The 17,844-nt window shown below is 73.8% G+C and carries 14 protein-coding genes; 5 read left to right on the top strand and 9 right to left on the bottom strand.

Going from position 1 to position 17,844, the window contains the following annotated elements; translation table 11 throughout:
- Window positions 1–62 precede the first annotated feature (62 nt).
- Window positions 63–1,472, top strand: a complete 1,410-nt coding sequence (locus ACZ6TV_RS34220) for an MFS transporter (RefSeq protein ID WP_465301791.1) — start codon at window positions 63–65, stop codon at window positions 1,470–1,472.
- Window positions 1,473–1,914: 442 nt separating this feature from the next.
- On the opposite strand, the gene ACZ6TV_RS34225 is transcribed toward ACZ6TV_RS34220, so the two are convergent.
- From ACZ6TV_RS34225 to ileS, 7 genes are all read right to left on the bottom strand, one after another.
- Window positions 1,915–2,037 (bottom strand): hypothetical protein, encoded by a 123-nt coding sequence (locus ACZ6TV_RS34225; protein ID WP_465301793.1) that lies wholly within the window; start codon window positions 2,035–2,037, stop codon window positions 1,915–1,917.
- Window positions 2,038–2,453: 416 nt separating this feature from the next.
- Window positions 2,454–2,792, bottom strand: a complete 339-nt coding sequence (locus ACZ6TV_RS34230; protein ID WP_465301795.1) for a hypothetical protein — start codon at window positions 2,790–2,792, stop codon at window positions 2,454–2,456.
- Window positions 2,793–2,824: 32 nt separating this feature from the next.
- Window positions 2,825–3,835 (bottom strand): hypothetical protein, encoded by a 1,011-nt coding sequence (locus ACZ6TV_RS34235; RefSeq protein WP_465301797.1) that lies wholly within the window; start codon window positions 3,833–3,835, stop codon window positions 2,825–2,827.
- Between the two features lie 23 nt (window positions 3,836–3,858).
- Window positions 3,859–4,203, bottom strand: a complete 345-nt coding sequence (locus ACZ6TV_RS34240; protein WP_465301799.1) for a hypothetical protein — start codon at window positions 4,201–4,203, stop codon at window positions 3,859–3,861.
- 45 nt (window positions 4,204–4,248) lie between these two features.
- The gene (locus ACZ6TV_RS34245; protein WP_465301801.1) at window positions 4,249–5,583 is read right to left on the bottom strand and encodes a sensor histidine kinase; all 1,335 of its coding nucleotides are present in this window, start codon (window positions 5,581–5,583) and stop codon (window positions 4,249–4,251) included.
- Window positions 5,583–6,239 carry a response regulator transcription factor gene (locus ACZ6TV_RS34250; RefSeq protein ID WP_465301803.1) on the bottom strand — a complete coding sequence of 219 codons (657 nt, stop codon included), beginning with the start codon at window positions 6,237–6,239 and terminating at the stop codon, window positions 5,583–5,585. The genes ACZ6TV_RS34245 and ACZ6TV_RS34250 overlap by 1 nt, the downstream gene beginning before the upstream one ends.
- Before the next feature lie 39 nt (window positions 6,240–6,278).
- Window positions 6,279–9,407: an isoleucine--tRNA ligase gene (gene ileS, locus ACZ6TV_RS34255; RefSeq protein WP_465301805.1), complete on the bottom strand. Its 3,129-nt coding sequence runs from the start codon at window positions 9,405–9,407 to the stop codon at window positions 6,279–6,281.
- A gap of 87 nt (window positions 9,408–9,494) precedes the next feature.
- On the opposite strand from ileS, the gene ACZ6TV_RS34260 reads away from it, so the two are divergent.
- Window positions 9,495–11,792 carry a putative bifunctional diguanylate cyclase/phosphodiesterase gene (locus ACZ6TV_RS34260; protein ID WP_465301807.1) on the top strand — a complete coding sequence of 766 codons (2,298 nt, stop codon included), beginning with the start codon at window positions 9,495–9,497 and terminating at the stop codon, window positions 11,790–11,792.
- A 32-nt stretch (window positions 11,793–11,824) separates the two neighbouring features.
- Window positions 11,825–13,168 carry a condensation domain-containing protein gene (locus ACZ6TV_RS34265; protein WP_465301809.1) on the top strand — a complete coding sequence of 448 codons (1,344 nt, stop codon included), beginning with the start codon at window positions 11,825–11,827 and terminating at the stop codon, window positions 13,166–13,168.
- Here the strand turns inward: ACZ6TV_RS34265 and ACZ6TV_RS34270 are convergent.
- Entirely contained in the window at window positions 13,147–13,926 is a 780-nt protein-coding gene (locus tag ACZ6TV_RS34270; protein WP_465301811.1) for a methyltransferase domain-containing protein, read from the bottom strand. The two genes, ACZ6TV_RS34265 and ACZ6TV_RS34270, sit on opposite strands and share 22 nt — an antisense overlap.
- Before the next feature lie 101 nt (window positions 13,927–14,027).
- On the opposite strand from ACZ6TV_RS34270, the gene ACZ6TV_RS34275 reads away from it, so the two are divergent.
- Both ACZ6TV_RS34275 and ACZ6TV_RS34280 read left to right on the top strand, forming a co-directional pair.
- Window positions 14,028–14,780: an MBL fold metallo-hydrolase gene (locus ACZ6TV_RS34275; RefSeq protein ID WP_465301813.1), complete on the top strand. Its 753-nt coding sequence runs from the start codon at window positions 14,028–14,030 to the stop codon at window positions 14,778–14,780.
- Complete coding sequence (locus ACZ6TV_RS34280) at window positions 14,777–15,370, top strand: DedA family protein (RefSeq protein ID WP_465301815.1); 594 nt, start codon at window positions 14,777–14,779, stop codon at window positions 15,368–15,370. Before ACZ6TV_RS34275 ends, ACZ6TV_RS34280 begins: the two co-directional genes overlap by 4 nt.
- Window positions 15,371–15,417: 47 nt before the next feature.
- Here the strand turns inward: ACZ6TV_RS34280 and ACZ6TV_RS34285 are convergent, their stop codons facing one another.
- Window positions 15,418–17,532 (bottom strand): alkaline phosphatase family protein, encoded by a 2,115-nt coding sequence (locus ACZ6TV_RS34285; protein ID WP_465301817.1) that lies wholly within the window; start codon window positions 17,530–17,532, stop codon window positions 15,418–15,420.
- Between the last annotated feature and the right edge of the window lie 312 nt (window positions 17,533–17,844).

Genomic DNA, 17,844 nt, shown 5'->3' on the forward strand with positions numbered 1-17,844 from the left:
CGCCTGACGGTCAGGGATGCCGCAGAGTCGTCGGCATGCGAAAGTGGTCCACTCTGCTTGCCGTGTCCATCGGCACCTTCATGCTCCTCGTCGACGTCACGATCGTGACGGTCGCGCTGCCGGCCATCGCCGGCGACCTGCACGCCTCGCTCGACGGGCTGCAGTGGGTCCTCGACGGCTACGCGCTCGCCCTCGCCGCGCTGCTGCTCGGCGCCGGCGCGCTCGCGGACCGGCACGGCCGGCGCCGCATGTACCTCGGCGGCACGATCGTCTTCGCCGCCGCGTCCCTGCTGTGCGCCGTCGCGGACACCGGCTGGCTGCTGATCGCGGCACGGTTCCTGCAGGGAATCGGCGGCGCCGCGATGTTCGCCACGACCGTCGCGCTGCTCGGCGTCACGTACAGCGGCAAGGACCGAGGCATCGCGTTCGGCATCTGGGGCGCGGTCAACGGCGCCGCCGCGGCCGCCGGCCCGATCGTCGGCGGGCTGCTCACCGAGCACCTCGGCTGGCGCTGGATCTTCCTGGTGAACCTGCCCGTCAGCCTCCTCGCGCTGTGGTTCACGGTCCGCGGCGTCACCGAGTCGAAGGGCCGCACCGGAGCCCGGTTCGACCTGCCGGGCACCGTCGCGTTCACGCTCAGCGCGGCCGCCGTCACGTACGGACTGATCCGCGGCGGCGAGGCCGGCTGGACCGCCGCGTCGACCCTGACGGCGTTCGGGGTCTCCGCGGTCGCGCTGGTGGTGTTCGTGTTCGTCGAGCGCGCCACCGACCACCCGATGCTCGACCTCAAACTGTTCCGCAGCACGTCGTTCAGCACATTGATGATCGCCGCGGTACTGGCCCAGGCCGCCGCCTTCGCCTACCTGCCGTTCGTCACGGTGTGGCTGCAGCAGTTCCTCGGCAAGGGCCCGGTCGACGCCGGCATCCTCGGCGCGCTGCCGATGAGCGTCGCGTCGTTCGTGGTCGCCGCGGCCGGCGGGCGCCTCCTGCAGCGGATCGCGCCCCGGTGGGCGATCGGGGTGGGCCTGCTGCTGATCGGCGCCGGGGACCTCCTGCAGGCGCGACTGACCGCGACGAGCCCGGCGACGGCGCTCATCCCGGGCCTGATCGTGGCCGGCGTCGGCGTCGCCGCGGTCCTGCCGACCCTCGCGTCGGCGGCCCTCGCAGCGGCACCGCACGAACGCTCCGGCATGGCCAGCGGCGCGGTGAACACGTTCCGGCAGCTCGGCTTCGCGCTCGGCGTGGCCGTGTTCGGTGCCGTGTTCAGCCACCGCCTGGCCGGGCACCGCGACCCCCTGGCGGGCGTCGCCGACGCGCTCGACCGCACGCTGGTCGTCGCCGGTGGCCTCGCCCTGTTCGCCGGGGTGCTGGTCCTGCTGTTCGTCCGCCGCCCCGCCGGTCCGGCCGCCGGCTCACCGGGCCGGGACGCGGCGCAGGTCCGGCTCGACCCGGCCCCGTCGGGCAGCCACTGAGTCCAGGGTCGACGCCGCCAACCCTTCATCTATAGTGGTTGGCGGCTCCGACAAGAAATTTGGTCGGTTGGTGTACCGTTTGGTTGAGCGGTCGGACGGACGGGTTTCGGACGTCGCCTACTCGTGTCAGGCACTCAGCGTCGCGGCGCAGGCCTTGGAGTGCCCGGCGTCGTCTTGCGGCTCGCCACGGCGGACGGCGGCTCGCCACGGCGGACGGCGGCTCGCCACGGCGGACGGCGGCTCGCCACGGCGGACGGCGGCTCGCCACGGCGGACGGCGGTCGTCTTGCGGCCGTCACGGCGGAGGGCGCAGGCGTCGGGCGGGCCGCGCCGCGGTGGCGGGGAACTTCTCCGCCGCCGCGCGCCGGATCCCGTCGCTGATCACCTCGACCGCCGCAACGGCGCCGAGCCTGCGCACGGCGAGCCAGGCGACGTGCAGGTGCTCAAGGTGTGGACGTGCAGGTGCTCAAGGTGTGCAGGTGCTCATGGTGCCCGAAGCGGCCGGCGGACACCTCGGCGACCAGGCCCTCGAAACGCCCCGCGGGCGGGTCGTCGAAGGTGGTCATGTCAGCGCCCGCAGGACCGTGACAGCTGCCTCGACCGCCGAAGGCGATGCTCACGGTGCCCGAAGCGACCGGCGGACACCTCGGCGACGACCCAGCCAGGGGTAGACGACGTAACCCCGCGCGAACCGGTTCGAGCGGCGCGGCCTGCAGACCCTCGAAACGCCCCGCAGGCGGGTCGTCGAAGGTGGTCTGTCAGCGCCCGCAGGACCATGAGGGCGGCCTCGACCGCCGAGGGCAGGTCCCCCGCTCGAGATCGGCGGCGGCCGCAGTGACGATGGCGGCGGCGGTTACAGCGGCGTTAGCGGTGCCGGCGCCGGTGAGCGAGACGAGGACGGCCCGGCGGCCGCCGGGGTGGGCGGCGCGGGTGGTCAGGCCGCGCCGCTCGATCCGGTCGAGGACGCAGGTCATCGGAGGTCTCAACGGTCACGGCCTCCAGGACGGCTCCCGGCCGATCGACGCCGTGCGGGCCTGCCCGTGCTCGCCCGCCCCGCGCTCGCCCGCCCCGCGCCCGTCCGCCCCGCGCCCGTCCGCCCCGCGCCCGTCCGCCCCGCGCCCGTCCGCCCCGCGCTCGCCCGCCCCGCGCTGGCGGCGACGCTGGTCAGGGTCGCGGGCCGGGTCGTGGGCCGGGTGCCGACCACGGCGTCGTGCTCGGAGACGGTCCGGCCGGCGGCGTCGGCGAGGCTTCCCAGCGCGTTGAGCTCCGAGGGTCTCAGGTCCAGGTCGACGAGGCGCGCCGGCAGCACCTGCAGGGTCACGTGCGTGGCACGTTGCAGCTCAAAAACGGCGGTCAGGGCAGGGCGTCGACCCACGCGTCGTCGAGGTGTTCGGCGTATGGGCCGCCCGGCGGGTCCACGACCCACACGTGGATCATCTCCGGCAAGGTGGTGGCGACCGTGAGGCCGGGGCAGGACCCGAACGGTGTCACGACGCCGAAGCCCGGCGGCAGCAGGCCGACGCACACGTCGTGCGCGTGCCAGCGGGCGTCGCCGATGGCCGGTCCGGCGGCGCCGGCGACGGGGACCTGGAACACGACGCCGAGCAGGATCGCGCGGTCGCCGCGGAGGGCGTAGACGAGCTGCTCCGGCGCGGCGGGGTCGAGCACCCGGCCGTCCTGCTGGTGTCCCTTGTGCTCGAAGTGGACCTGCCGCCCGGTGCGCGGGCCGGTGGCGTGGTACCCGTCCGCCTCGGCCACGGGCAGCGCGGCGTACCGGGCGGTCGACGTCCGCACCCGCGCGGCGAGGTCCCGGGCGGCGGCGCGCTCGACGGCGGTCGCCGGCGGGCCGGCCGGGCGCTGGACCGTGCCGGCCTGGATGCGGTCGGCGCCGCCGTGGTCGTGGCCGGCGATCGAGACGACCCACATCGCGGCGCCGAACGTGAACACGAGGGCGACGGTGCCGATCCGCGCCAGGACCCGCCGGGAGGCGACGGCGAGCAGCGCGAGCTGCAGGACCGCTGCCGTCAGGGCGACCTGGTCGGCGGGCGCGGACCGTACACCTGCCGCGGCGACGAACAGGAGCAGCTGCGCCGGCACGAGGAAGCCGGCCTCGACCCGCCACGGTTTCCCGGCGGCGCAGCGCACGGCGAGCCACCCGAACAGCGTCGCCGACACCACCGAGCCGAACCACGGTGACAGTCCGATGTGGACGACGGCGATCGTGGCGAGCAGGCCGGAGCACCACCGGGTCTCGGCGTCGGTGGCCCGCCAGGCCCGCAGCTGGACGAGCACCAGCGGCGCGGCGAGCATCAGCAGCAGCGCCGCGCGGTGCTCCGGAGCGATGCCGAGCCAGAAGTCACGCACGGGCGGCCACCCGCCGCGACAGGTCACGCACGGGCGGTCACCCGCCGCGCGCACAGGACCAGCACGGTGACCGGCAGGGCGAGGGTGGTGAGCAGGCCGGTGAGGTTGACGGTGAAGTCGAGCTGCGGCAGCACCCCGAGCAGCGCCTGCAGCTGCCAGCCCGCGACGGCGCAGACCTCCGCGACGATCGTGGCGACGAGCGCCCAGCGGCGGCGTTCCAGGAGCGCGCCGAGGGTGATGAGCAGCGCGGCGTGCGCGACCGGCGCGACCGCGTAGACCGGGTTGAACCCCATGAGGACGAGCATGCCGAGGGTGCCGGTGAGCCCGAGCGCGCCCTGCAGCAGGAGCAGTCCCCGCACGACAGCCATGCGATCGAGGATCGGGCCGGTCGATGAGCCGGGGATGAGCGGAGGTTAAGAGGACGGTGAGAGTGGCAGGTCGGCGACGAACGACGCGCCGCCGCGGGCGTTGTTGGCCGCGACGATCGTGCCGCCGTGCGCGTCCACGATGGACAGTGCGATGGCGAGGCCGAGGCCGGCGCCGGGGCCGGTGCGGGCCTCGTCGCCGCGGTGGAACCGTTCGAAGATCTGGCGTTCGGTGCCGGGTGGGATGCCGGTGCCGTCGTCGGTGACGTTGAGCTGTGCCCGGTCGCCGCGCTGGGTGACGGTGACCCACACGTTGCCGCCGCCGGTGGAGTACTTGACGGCGTTGTCGAGCAGGATCCAGACGAGCTGGGTGAGCGCGTCGGCCGAGCCGTGCACGGGCGGCGTGGGGGTGACCGCGCGGTGGAACGTCCGGTCGGGGTGCTGCGCCTCCGCCTGCCGGCACACGTCGGCGACGAGCGCGCCGAGGTCGACGGGGGCGAGGTCGAGGCCGGACGCGTCGGAGCGGGCGAGGGTCAGCAGGTGCTCGACGAGCCGGCTCATCCGGGCGCTCTCCCCCGCGATGTCCCGCACCGCCGCGGCGACGTCGTCGGGTGCCGCGTCGGGGTGCCGTTGCAGGAACCCCGCGTTGTTGCGGATCGTGGTGAGTGGCGTGCGCAGCTCGTGCGAGGCGTCGGCGACGAACCGGCGCTGCGCGGCGTAGCTGCCCTGCAGGCGCTCCATCATGGTGTTGAACGCGGCGGTGAGCCTGCCGACGTCGTCGCGGGCCGGCACCGGCGGCAGTCGCCTGGTGAAGTCCTGCTCCCGGCCGATCTGCTCGACGTGGCCGGTCAGCTGCCGTAGGGGGCGCAGCGCACGGCCGGCGACGAGCCAGGTCGCGCCGGCCGTGGCGGCGAGCGCGAGGACGGCGTAGACGAGCACGAGGACGAACAGTCCGCGCCGGTCGTCGCGGACCTTCCTGGCGGTCTGCGCCGCGACGACGTGCCCGCCGGGCACCGCGCGGACCGCGATCCGCACCGGCACGCCGACGTCCGCGGTGGACCTGGGCGCGCCGACGGCCGGCGCGGCGGGGAACCGGCCGTCGAGGGCGCCGGTGCTGAACACCACCCGTCCCTGCGTGTCGACCAGCATGACGAAGATGTCGGGGCTGGTGCGGATGTCGACGGCGGCGGGTGCCGGGCCGGCCGCGGCCGCCGGCCACGTGGTCGTGGACCTGGCGACCGTGTCGGCGCGGCCGGCGAGGGCGGTGTCCTGGCCGGTGGCGGTGCCGGCGGCGAGCAGCAGGAACACGGCGGCGCAGAACAGGGCGAGGGCGGCGCCGGCGATGCCGAGCCCGAACAGGGTGATGCGCAGCCGGATCGACATCACTGCGCCCGCAGGACGTAGCCGACGCCGCGGATCGTGTGCAGCAGCCGGGGCTCGCCGAGCTTGGTCCGCAGGTACCCGACGTAGACGTCGACGACGTTGCTGGCGGTGGCCGCGTCCATGCCCCACACGGCGTCGAGCAGCTGGGCCCGGCTCAGCACCTGCCGGGGGTGGGTGAGGAAGTGTTCCAGCAGCCGGAACTCCAGGGCCGTCAGGTCGAGCGGCACCCCGCCGCGGTGGCACTCGTGGGCGCCGGGGTCGAGGGTCAGGTCCTGGAACTCGAGGCGCTCGGGCCGGGCCCGCCGCAGCAGCGCCCGGACCCGCGCGAGGAGCTCGTCGTAGTCGAACGGTTTGACCAGGTAGTCGTCGGCTCCGGCGTCGAGGCCCTCGACCCGGTCGGCGGTGGCGTCGCGGGCGGTGAGCATGAGCACCGGCAGGTCCCGGTCGGTGGCCCGCAGCCGCCGGCAGACGCCGACGCCGTCGAGCCCGGGCAGCATCCGGTCGAGCACCACGACGTCGGGCCGCCGCGCCGCGATGGCCGCAAGCGCCGCGGGTCCGCTGCCCGCGACGGTGACCTGGTAGCCGCCGTAGACGAGCGCGCGGCGCAGCGAGTCCGCGAGCGGCGGGTCGTCGTCGACCACCAGTACGTGCACCACGGCACGCATCCTAAGTCCGGGGGGCCACCCCGGGCAGTCTCAGGCGACCGCCTTCCGCAGCCAGAAGGTGAGGCCGAGGGACTCGTCGGTGAAGGGTTTGGCGTCGGACCAGTCCGGCTCGGCCGCGGTGTAGGCGGTGGCGAGCACGTCGTCGGTGACGAGGTCGCGGTGCTCGGTGAGGGCGAGGGCGGTGTCGTCGCGGTTGGTGGTGTAGTGCAGCTCGATGCGGTCGACGACGTCCAGGCCGCTGGTCTTGCGGGCCTCCTGGATCTGCCGGACGGCGTCGCGGGCCAGGCCCGCCCGCTCCAGCTCCGGGGTGAGCCGCAGGTCCAGGGCGAGGGTCGCGCCGGAGTCGGCGGCCACCGTCCAGCCCTCGCGCGGGGTCTCGGTGATGAAGACCTCGTCGGGGGTGAGCGTGACCGGCTCGCCGGCCACGTCGACGGTGGCGGTGCCGGTGTCGCGCAGCGCGTCGCGCAGGGCGAGCGCGTCGGCGGCGGCGACCGCCTTGGCGACGTCCTGGACGCCCTTGCCGAAGCGCTTGCCGAGGGCCCGGAAGTTGGCCTTGGCGGTGGCGTCGACGAGGGACGAGCCGGCCGCGTCGACGGGGACGACGGAGCCGACGTTGAGCTCCGACGCGATCTCCTCCAGCAGCGACGCGGGCAGCTTGTCGAAGCCGGCCGCGGCGGCGAGCGCCCGGGACAGCGGCTGGCGCACGCGGATGCCGGAGTCGGCGCGGGCGGCCCGGCCGAGCTCGACGAGCCGCCGGGCGGTCGCCATCTGCACCGACAGCGCCGGGTCGACGAGCGCGGGGTCGACGGTGGGGTACGCGGCGAGGTGCACCGACGCCGGGGCCGGCCCGCCGAACGGGACGACCAGGTCCTGCCAGACCCGTTCGGTGATGAACGGGACGATCGGGGCGAGCAGCAGCGTCACCGTCGACAGGACCTCGTGCAGGGTCGCGAGGGCCGCCGGGTCGCCGCGCCAGAAGCGGCGGCGGCTGCGGCGCACGTACCAGTTGGAGAGGTCGTCGACGAACGCGGCCAGGAGCTTGCCGGTCTCGTGGGTGTCGAAGGCGTCCATCGCGGCGTCGACGCGACCGACGAGGGTGTGCAGCTCGGACAGCACCCAGCGGTCCATGACCGGCCGGTCGGCGGGCGCCGGGTCCGACGGCGACGGGGCCCAGCCGGCGGTGCGGCCGTACAGCGCCTGGAACGCGACCGTGTTCCAGTAGGTCAGCAGCGTCTTGCGCACGACCTCCTGCAGCGTGGTGTGCCCGACCCGGCGCGCGGACCACGGGGAGCCGACGGCGGCCATGAACCAGCGGACGGCGTCGGCGCCGTGCTGGTCGAGCAGCGGGATCGGCTCGAGGATGTTGCCGAGGTGCTTGGACATCTTGCGGCCGTCCTCGGCGAGGATGTGGCCGAGGCAGACGACGTTCTCGTAGGAGTTGCGGCCGAAAACCAAGGTGCTGACGGCCATGAGGGTGTAGAACCAGCCGCGGGTCTGGTCGATCGCCTCGGAGATGAACTGCGCCGGGAAGCGCCGCTCGAACTCGTCCTTGCCGCGGTACGGGTACCCGAACTGCGCGAACGGCATGGCGCCCGAGTCGTACCAGGCGTCGATGACGTCGGGCACGCGGGTCGCGGTCTCGCCGCAGTGGCAGGCGAAGGTGACCTCGTCGATGAAGGGCCGGTGCGGGTCCAGGTCCGTCAGGTCGCGGCCGGCCAGCTCGCCCAGCGAGGCGAGGGAGCCGACGCAGGTCAGGTGGTCCGACGGGCAGCGCCAGATGGGCAGTGGGGTGCCCCAGTACCGCTGCCGGGACAGCGCCCAGTCGACGTTGTTGACGAGCCAGTCGCCGTAGCGGCCGTGCTTGACGCTCTCGGGCTGCCAGTTCGTGCGCTCGTTCTCCCGGAGCAGGTCGTCGCGGACGGCGGTGGTCCGCACGTACCACGACGGCTGCGCGTAGTAGATGAGCGCGGTGTGGCAGCGCCAGCAGTGCGGGTAGCTGTGCTCGTAGGGCACGTGCCGGAACAGCAGGCCCCGCTCGCGCAGGTCGTCGACGAGGGGCGCGTTCGCGTCGCGGAAGAACATCCCGCCGACGAGGTCCAGGCCGGCCTCGAACGTGCCGTCGCGGCGCACCGGGTTGATCATCGGGAGGCCGTACGCGCGGCAGGACGCGAGGTCGTCGGCGCCGAACGCCGGTGACTGGTGGACCAGGCCGGTGCCGCTGTCGGTGGTCACGTAGGACGCGAGGATCACGATGTGCGCGTCGGGGACCTCGACGAGGTCGAACGGCGGCCGGTAGGTCCACCGCTCCAGGTCCGTGCCGGTGAACGACTCGCCGGTGAGCGTCCAGCCCTCGCCCAGGACCGCGCCGACGAGGGGCTCGGCCAGCAGGAGCTGCTCGGTGCCGTCGGTGGCCACCACGTAGGTGACGGCCGGGTTGACCGCGACGGCCGTGTTGGACACCAGCGTCCACGGTGTCGTCGTCCACACCAGCAGCGACACCCGTCCCGCGAGGGGGCCGGAGGTGAGCGGGAACCTGACGAACACCGACGGGTCGACGTCGGTCTCGTAGCCCTGCGCGAGCTCGTGGTCCGACAGGGCCGTCTGGTCCCGCGGGCACCACGGCGCGACCCGGAAGTCCTCGACCAGCAGGCCCTTGTCGAAGATCTGCTTGAGCGACCACCAGACGGACTCGATGTAGGGCGCGTCCATCGTCCGGTACGCGTCGTCCATGTCGACCCAGTAGCCCATCCGGTGGGTGAGCTCGGCGAACGCGTCCGTGTGCCGGGTCACCGACTCGCGGCACCTGGCGTTGAACGCGGCGATGCCGTAGTCCTCGATGTCCTGCTTGCCGGTGAAGCCGAGCTCCTTCTCCACCGCGAGCTCGACCGGCAGCCCGTGGCAGTCCCAGCCGGCCTTGCGCTCGACGTGGAAGCCCTTCATCGTCCGGTACCGCGGGAAGACGTCCTTGAAGACGCGCGCCTCGATGTGGTGGGCGCCCGGCATGCCGTTGGCGGTCGGCGGGCCCTCGTAGAACACCCATTCGGGGCGGCCGCGGGACTGCTCGAGGCTGCGGGCGAAGACATCGCTCTCGCGCCAGAAACGCAGGACGTCGTGGTCCAGGGCGGGCAGGTCGACCTGGGCGGGCACGGGACGGTACATGTCAGGGCATGCTACCCGGCACGTCCGCTCACCTTCGGGCGGGCAGTGCCGATATGTCTGAGGGAAGGGGACCGAGAGGGAGACACGGTGGCATTGTCGCGGCGGCTCGTCGGTGCGGTCGCGGGGTGCCTGCTCACCGGCGTCGTGTGGACGGGGGTGCACGCCGCGGGGGTGCCGTTGCCCAAGGTGCTGGCGTTGCTGCCGGTACCGGTGGCGCTCGGGCTGGCCGCGCTGGTCGCCCACGTCGCCGCCCGTACGCCGGGACTGCCCGCCGCCGGCCGGCGCTTCTGGCGGATCCTGACCGCCTCGGTCGTGCTCATCGGGATCGGCGCGACCGTCATGGGCCACGCCAGGCTCAACCCGGACGCGCCGGAGGCGCTGCGGTTCATCCAGGCGTCCGGGCCGCCGCTGGGCGCGGGCGTCCTGCTCGCCCTGTACGCGCTGCTGCGGCTGCCGACCCGGGCCATGTCCCGGGGTGAATGGATCCGCCTGGGGCTGGACGGGCTCACGGTGCTCATCACCACCGTCGTCGTCCTGTGGCACTTCGCCCTCCGGCCGATGCTGGAGCGGCACACCGACGTACGGCTCGCGCTGGGCCTGCTGGCGCTGTCCACGACCTGCCTGGTCGCGCTGGTCGCGGTGATGAAGGTCGTCCTGCTCGGCAGCGGCCCGGTCAGCCCCCGGTCGATGCGGCTGCTCGCCGCGACGGTCCTCGCCGGCGGGCTCGGCTCGGCCGCGTCGCCGCTGATCGCCGAGCCCCGCTGGGTCGGCCTCCAGCCGAACATCACCCTGGTCGAGGCGCTGCTGGTGGCGTTCGCCGCGCACGCGCAGTCCCTGACGCCCGCCGGGGGCCCGGTCGCCGCGGCACGGACCAGGACCTACAGCAAGGTGCCGTACTTCGCGGTCGCCGCCATGTCGCTGCTGCTCGCCGCCGTCGCGTACGGCGACCACACCGACGTCGGGCCGGTCGCGACCGGCGCGATCGCGGTCAGCGCCGTCGTCGGGCTGCGGCAGCTGGTCGCGCTGCGGGACAACGCGCAGCTGCTCGACTCGGTCCGCCGGCACGAGCAGCGGATGCGTTACCAGGCCAGCCACGACGCGCTGACGGGCCTGGTGAATCGGGCGCACTTCAACGAGCTGCTGTCCGGGGCGCTGCTGGACGGGCCGGCGCCGCGCCCCCTTGCGGTGCTGCTCATCGATCTGGACGACTTCAAGCTCATCAACGACACGCTCGGCCACGACGTCGGCGACGAGGTCCTGGTCACCGTCGCCGAGCGGCTGCGGCGGGCGGTCCGCCACGACGACGTCGTCGCCAGGCTCGGCGGCGACGAGTTCGCGATGCTGCTGCCCGACATCGACGACGAGCACGCCGTCGACGTCGCCGACCGCATCCGGGACGCCCTCGCCACGCCGATCCAGACGGCCGGGCACGACCTGCTCGTGCACGCCTCCGTCGGGGTGGCCACGTCCCGCCCCGGCGACCGCCTGGAGACGCTGCTGCGCAACGCCGACCTCGCCATGTACGCGGCGAAGGAACGCGGCAAGGGCGGGCATTTCATCTACGTGCCGGGGATGACCACCCGGATCGTCGCCCACGCCGAGCTCGGCGCCCAGCTGCGCGACGCGATCGACGCCGGGCAGCTGTTCCTGCTGTACCAGCCGATCGTGCGCCTCGACGACGGGCGGGCCGTCGGCACGGAGGCCCTCGTGCGGTGGCGGCACCCGGAGCGCGGCGTGGTGCCGCCGGCGGAGTTCATCCCGGCCGCGGAGCAGACCGGCCTGATCGTGGCGCTGGGCCGCTGGGTGCTGCGCGAGGCCTGCCGGCAGCAGGCCCGGTGGCTCACCGACCTCGGCGCCGAGGCACCGCAGACGGTGAGCGTCAACGTCGCCGGGCGGCAGCTGACCGACCCGCAGTTCGTCGCCGACGTCGTCGCCGCGCTCGGCGACGCGGGGCTCGACGCCCGGCACCTGACCCTGGAGGTGACGGAGACGGCGGTGCTGGACAGCGCCGAGGCGATCGCGGCCCTCGAGGCGCTGCGCGACCTGCGCGTCAAGCTGGCCCTCGACGACTTCGGCACCGCCGCGTCGTCGCTGGGGCTGCTGCTGACCTGCCCGGTGACGTCGCTGAAGCTGGACCGCACGTTCGTCGACGGGATCACGACCGTCGCCCGGCAGGAGGCCGTCGCCACCGCCGTGATCCGCATGGCGCAGGCGCTCGACCTGGCCACCGTCGCCGAGGGCATCGAGACGGAGGACCAGGCGCGGATGCTGCGGCATCTCGGGTACCGCTTCGGCCAGGGCTACCTGTACGCACGGCCCCTCGCCGCGGACGACGTCGCGGCACTGGCCGCTCCGGCACCGATCAGCCACCGTTCGTCGATATGATCTCTGTCGATCGGCGTGCGACGATCACGGGTGTGCAGCAGATCACAGTGTTCTTCGAGGGTGACGGCGCGGGCGTCGGCGGGCTCGCCTGGGGCCAGCAGCAGGTGTGGCGGACGGTGGTCGAGGTCGGCACCTCGATGAGCATGGGCGGGGTCGTGCCGGTCGCCGACGGCCGCGTCGCGGCGGACTTCGCCGAGGAGCTGCGCTTCCTGATGAGCCGCTTCGCCGCGCTGCGCTCCCGCCTCGTCTTCACCGAGCCCTGGCACGCGACCTCCGTCGACGCCTGCCACCTGGTCCGGCAGGAGGTCGTCGCCAGCGGCGAGACGGCGCTGGAGGTGCACGACGCCGGCCCCGGCGAGGACCCGGCCGCCGTCGCCGCCACGCTGTACGCACAGTGGCGGGCCCGCAACTTCGACTACGAGCACGAGTGGCCGATCCGCGAGGCCGTCGTGCGGCAGGACGGCGCGATCACCCACGTGGTCGTGCAGGTCAGCCACCTCGTCGCCGACGGCAGCGCGCTCGGCACGATGATCCGTGAGCTGGCGGCGCGGGACCCGCAGGCCCCGCCGCCGATGTCGCCGCTCGCGCTGGTGGCCGCGCAGCGCGCCGCGACCAGGCAGACCGACATCGCGATGCGCTACTGGGAGACCGCGCTGCGGTCCCTCACGCCGCGGCGGCTGCCGGACGCTGCCGACCGGGGCGAGCCGCGCTGGCGGCAGGTCGTGTGGCGCTCCCCCGCGATGCTGCTGGCCGTCGAGCGGGCCGCCGCCACGCTCGGCACCGACACCGGGTCGGTGCTGCTGGCCGCGTACGCCGTCGCGTTCAACGCGGTGACGGGGCAGACCGCGCCGTTCGCCACCCAGGTCATCGTCAGCAACCGCTTCCGGCCCGGCCTCGCCGACGTGGTCAGCCCCCTGGCGCAGAACGGCCTGGTGGTCCTCGACGTCGACGGGACCGCCCCGGCGGAGGCGGTCGACCGGGCCCGCCGCGCCGCGATGAACGCCTCGAAGCACGCCTACTACGACCCGGCCGCCCGCCTGGCGCTCTTCGACCGGGTCGGCCCGGTCGACCTCGCGGTGCTCTACAACGACCGGCGGGTCGGCGTGATCGAGGCGCAGGCGGCCCGGGGCACGGTGCCGGCCGTCGCCGACGTCGAGGCGGCGCTGCCACTGACCGAGCTGGTGTCGGAGCGGCCGATGGCCTTCTTCAACGAGAAACTGATGATCCACATCGACGACGTCGTGGACACGGTGCAGCTCACCGTCGAGGTCGACACGCACCACCTCGCGATCGGCGACCTGCACCGCCTGCTGTCGGCGATGGAGTCCTTCGCCGTGTCCGCCGCCGCTTCGGATCAGGCCGTTGCCTCGATGTAGATGCTCTCGTCGTTACGCATGACCTTGTCCAGGTCGGCGACGTCCTGGCGGGCGCCGTCGCGGTAGGAGCGCACCGCGATCCCCTCGGGGTCGAACCCGGCGGCGGTGAGCACGTGCTGCAGCTCCTCCAGGTCGTAGATCCAGCGATGCCCGTACACGTAGAAGAGCTGGTTGAACATGAACGCGGTGCGCGGCGGCATCTTCGGCGCCACCCCCGTCAGCGCCCGGTCGACCCGGCGGCGGTGCTTGCCGAAGAAGCCGTCGCCGTTGACGTAGGACTGCGCGTAGATCTTCAGGTCCGGAGTGGTGATCCGCACGAACCCGCCGGGCTTCAGGACCCGCTTGACCTCCGTGAGCCACGCGATGCCGACCTTCATCGACACGTGCTCGATCAGGTGCTCCGCGTAGACCCAGTCCACGGCGTCGTCGACGACCGGCAGCCGCTGCGAGATGTCCATCTCGGCGAAGAACGCCGTCCCGTCGACCTTGTAGATGTGGCCCCGCTCGGAGGTGAGCTCCGGGCTGCTGACGGCCACCAGGTCGGTGCCGAGCGCCTGCGGGTGGTCGGTCTTGAACGCGGCGAACTCGATGCCGGTGATGCCCAGCCCGTCGAGCTGCTCGTGGGTGATGAGGTCGGTGCTGAGCAGCAGTTCGAGCTTCTCGCACTTGCCGAGGTCGGCGGTGAACGAGTCGACCACCGCCTCGATCCCCTGTGGGTCTTCCCAGTCCCAGGCTAAGGCCGGCGTATCGGTTGACATCGTTTTGGGGTCCCTCCACCGAAAAGTTGATTGATCTAAACATGTCGTGCTGTGGCCTACAAGCAGCGGAGCGTGACACCTCGTCGGGCAAGATTGGCTCCATGAACATCACCTGGTGGGGCCACGCCACGGTGGCGGTCGCCGACCGCGGCACCACGATCCTGACCGACCCGGTGCTGCGCAACCGGCTCGCGCACCTGCACCGCCGGCGCGGCCCGCGGCCCGTCCTGGACACGGCGCCGGACGCGGTCGTCATCTCCCACCTGCACGGTGACCACTGCGACCTGCCGTCGCTGCGGGCCCTGCCGCCCTCGACCCGGCTGCTGGTGCCGCGCGGCGGCGGCCCGTTCCTGCGCTCCCGCCTCGGCGCCGGCCGGGACATCACCGAGATCGCCGCCGGCGAGTCCGTGGAGGTCGGCTCGCTGCTGGTCCGCGCGGTGCCGGCGAACCACGACGGGCGCCGCAACCCGAAGTCGCGCATCCGCGCCGCCGCCCTCGGCTACGTGTTCGAGGGGAGCCGCTCCGCGTGGTTCGGCGGCGACACCGGGCTCTTCGACGGGATGCGCTCCCTCGGTCCGCTGGATCTGGCGCTGGTACCGGTGTGGGGCTGGGGCTGGACGCTCGGCGCCGGCCACCTGGACCCCGCCGGCGCGGCGGAGGCGGTCCGCATCACCGACCCGGCGCAGGCGGTGCCGATCCATTGGGGCACCCTCTGGCCCGTCGGCTGCGGCCGGGTGCGGCCCGACCGCTTCCACCGGCCCGGCGACGAGTTCGCGGCCCTGGCCGCCGCCGCGGCCCCCAGGACCGACGTGCGGGTCCTGGCCCCCGGCGACTCCCTCACGGTCGCCGCGTGACCACCTTCGGAGGTCTCCTCGCCGCGCTCGCCGGTCTCTTCGCGATCGTCGCCGCCGGGTCCACGGTGCCGATCCTGCCGACCGGCGCCGCCGTGAGCGCGACCGCCGTCGTCGCCGCGCACCGCAGCCCGTTCGCGCTGATCGCCGTCGTCGCGATCGGGGCGGCGGGCGCGTACTGCGGCGACGCCGCGACCTACGCCATCTGCCGCGCCGGCGGTGAGGCGCTCACCCGCCGGCTGCGGATCCTGCGCCAGCCCCTGCACCTGGCCGAGGCGGTGAAGCAGCGGCTGAGCGAGCGCCCGGTGAGCGCCCTGCTCGTGTCCCGGCTGGTCCCCGGCGGCCGGATCCCGGTGCTGCTGACCGCGGCGATCGTCGGCCTGTCGTGGCGCCGCTTCGCCGCCGCGAACGTGGCCGCGTGCGCGCTGTGGTCCGCGACGTACGCCGCGATCGGCCTCCTCGGCCGCAGCGTCTTCCCGCAGCCCTGGCAGGGCGTGGTGGCGGCGCTGGTCATCGCCCTGGGCGCCACCCAGCTGGCCGGCTGGCTGCGGCACCGCCGCGACCGCCGCTCCAGCCCCCCGCAGAACGCCTAGCCACGCGGTCGTCTCAGCGGCGGCCTGCCGGCGGGCCGCGGGTGGTCTCAGCGGGGGCTGTCGGCGGACTGCAGCGGGCGGTCCGGGTCGCCGCTCCCGGGGCCGGACCCGGCCTTCGCGCGCGGCTCGGGCAGCGGCGGCGGGGTCTCGGCGCGCAGGCCCAGGTCGTCGAGCCACTGGACCAGCTGACGGTGCACGGCGGCCGGGCCGACCGGGGCACGGTCCAGGCACGACCAGCCCGACGGGTAGACCAGGACGGCCTCGGTCTGCCAGCCGCCGATGCCGCCGTGCGAGCCGACCAGCTCCTCGAAGGCGGCGACCTCGTCGGTGCCGGGGTCGACCCGGCTGACCAGGACCAGGTCGCCGACGTTGGACATGGCCTGGTGCGCCAGGAGGTCGCGGGCGGCACGCGGGCCGTAGGGCAGCAGCGGGTCGACGCCGTCGACGTGGCCGTCGCGGAGGCGGTGGCGGCCGCCCGGGCCGAAGGCGACCGGGCCGTCGACCTCGGAGAGCCCGACGACGAGGCCGATGCCGGGGTGCTCGGCGAGGCCCTGGACGAGCGCGGGGCGGGCCGCGCCGATCTCCTCGACGGTGGCACGGCCGGGGTGCTCGGTGAGGTAGAGCATCGCGAGGTTGCCCGACGCCACGGTGACGACGGGCGCCGGCGGGGCCGCCGGGGTCACGCGGGTGGGGCGGCCCGCCACGGCGACGATCAGGTTGCGCGCCCGGGCGCGCTCGTCGTCGTTCGGGTCCGGGGTCGAGGCCGCCATCTGACCGGCCATCATGGCGACGACCTGCTCCAGGCTCTGCCCGTACCGCTGGGAGAACGTCGCGCCCTGGCTCTGGCCGTGGTCGGAGAGGACCACGATCTCGTAGCGGCGCCCGGCGACCTGGGCGAGGCGGTGCAGCGTGCCGAGGACACGGTCGAGGCCCTCCAGGGTCTGCAGGGCCTCCGGGCGCAACGGGCCCGCATGGTGGGCCACCTCGTCGTAGTCGACGAAGTCGCAGAAGATGGCCGGCGCGCCGCGGGTCATCTGCTCGGCGATGAGCGACACGTTGAGGTCGCGGAGCAGGACGTTGGTGACGGCCCTGAGCGCCACGTAGGAACCCGTGCGCGGCACCCGGGGGTAGACGTTGCGGAAGCGCTGCCGGCGGGCCTGCTGGATCTCCTTGAGCATCTCGCCGACCGACAGGACGATCGCGCGGGCGAAGCCGTAGGGGCTCGCGACGAAGGCCAGGTAGCCGCGTGCGGTCCGGCCGGGCAGGCCGGCGTTGCTGAAGGTGAGCAGGCTGGTCGTCGCGTCGCCGGAGAAGACGTTGCTGATGCTGGCGCCGCCGTCGGCGAGCAGCCCGCGACCGGTCGAGATGCGGGCCTCGACGTCGGCGGCGTCCTTGGGCCGGTTGGTGACGACGAGCCGGCCGGTCGCCTTCTCGTACCAGCGGAACGCCGGCACCTCCGACTCGCTGCCGTGCAGGATCCCGGCCTGGCTGGCGGGCGTCGTCGCGGGCATGCCGGTGTGCCACGGGACGAGGGCGTGTGTGCCGGTGCGCAGCCACTTGCCGAGGTTGGGCAGGTTGCCGGCCTTCACCGCCCACGACAGCAGCGGCGCGGACAGCCCGTCGAGCTGCACGAACAGCACCCCGGGCTCGGTCGCGGGACGGTCGTGGTTGCGCCGCACCATCTGCCGCAGCGTCTGGCCGAGGAACACGTCGTCGCTGCCGGCGTCGGCGAGCCAGTTGACCAGCGCGGTGAGGACGGCGGCGGTCCAGCTGGCGACCCACGCGTCGAGCACGCTGCCGACCGCGACGCCCTCGGCGACGCGCAGCGCGGTGAACATCACCCCCGTCTGCAACAGCACCCCGACGAGCAGGACACCGAGGCCGCCGACGACCACGGCCACGGCGAACAGCAGCAGCCGCATCAGCGTGCCGATGAGCGCGAGCAGGACCGCGAGCTCGACGAGCGCGGCCGGGCCGCCGGTCGCGGTGACGCCGGGCAGCAGCCAGAAGGTGACGGCGAGGACGACGACCGAGGTGACACCGCTGCGCAGCAACGACTTGCCCCACGCGATGGTGAGCCGCCAGTCACGCAGCATGCGGCCGGCGAAACGGACCCGTTGCCCGATCACGGACGACGCCAGGGCACGCACCAGCCAGCTCACCCGACCCAGGGTACGTCCCGTCGTTCCCACAGAATTCCCAACGAAACACCACGTGGTCAGTAAGATCATCCAAGAGGGTGAAGACCCCCGGACGCACTGTCGCCCCCACACCGGAGACGGCGCGGGGGCGACACAGGGCGGGCAACCTACTTCTTCTTGCCCTTCTTGTCCTTCTTGTCCTTCTTCGACTTCTTGGACTTCTTCGCCATGGTGCACTCCTCTCCGCAGGGAAGGCGCCCCGTCCGGGACCGTCAACGGCCCGGAATCGGTGCGCTGACAACACCGTAGCGGCAGAAGCGTCGAACGGACAGG

The sequence above is a fragment of the Dactylosporangium sp. NPDC051087 genome, assembly GCF_055586325.1.

What these genes read in the sequence shown, in the direction of transcription:
- ACZ6TV_RS34245 (WP_465301801.1), bottom strand. Translation starts at nt 5,583, where the DNA reads ATGTCGATCCGGCTGCGCATCACCCTGTTCGGGCTCGGCATCGCCGGC.
- ACZ6TV_RS34275 (WP_465301813.1), top strand. Translation starts at nt 14,028, where the DNA reads ATGAACATCACCTGGTGGGGCCACGCCACGGTGGCGGTCGCCGACCGC.
- ileS (WP_465301805.1), bottom strand. Translation starts at nt 9,407, where the DNA reads ATGTACCGTCCCGTGCCCGCCCAGGTCGACCTGCCCGCCCTGGACCAC.
- ACZ6TV_RS34270 (WP_465301811.1), bottom strand. Translation starts at nt 13,926, where the DNA reads ATGTCAACCGATACGCCGGCCTTAGCCTGGGACTGGGAAGACCCACAG.
- ACZ6TV_RS34240 (WP_465301799.1), bottom strand. Translation starts at nt 4,203, where the DNA reads ATGGCTGTCGTGCGGGGACTGCTCCTGCTGCAGGGCGCGCTCGGGCTC.
- ACZ6TV_RS34225 (WP_465301793.1), bottom strand. Translation starts at nt 2,037, where the DNA reads ATGACCACCTTCGACGACCCGCCCGCGGGGCGTTTCGAGGGCCTGGTC.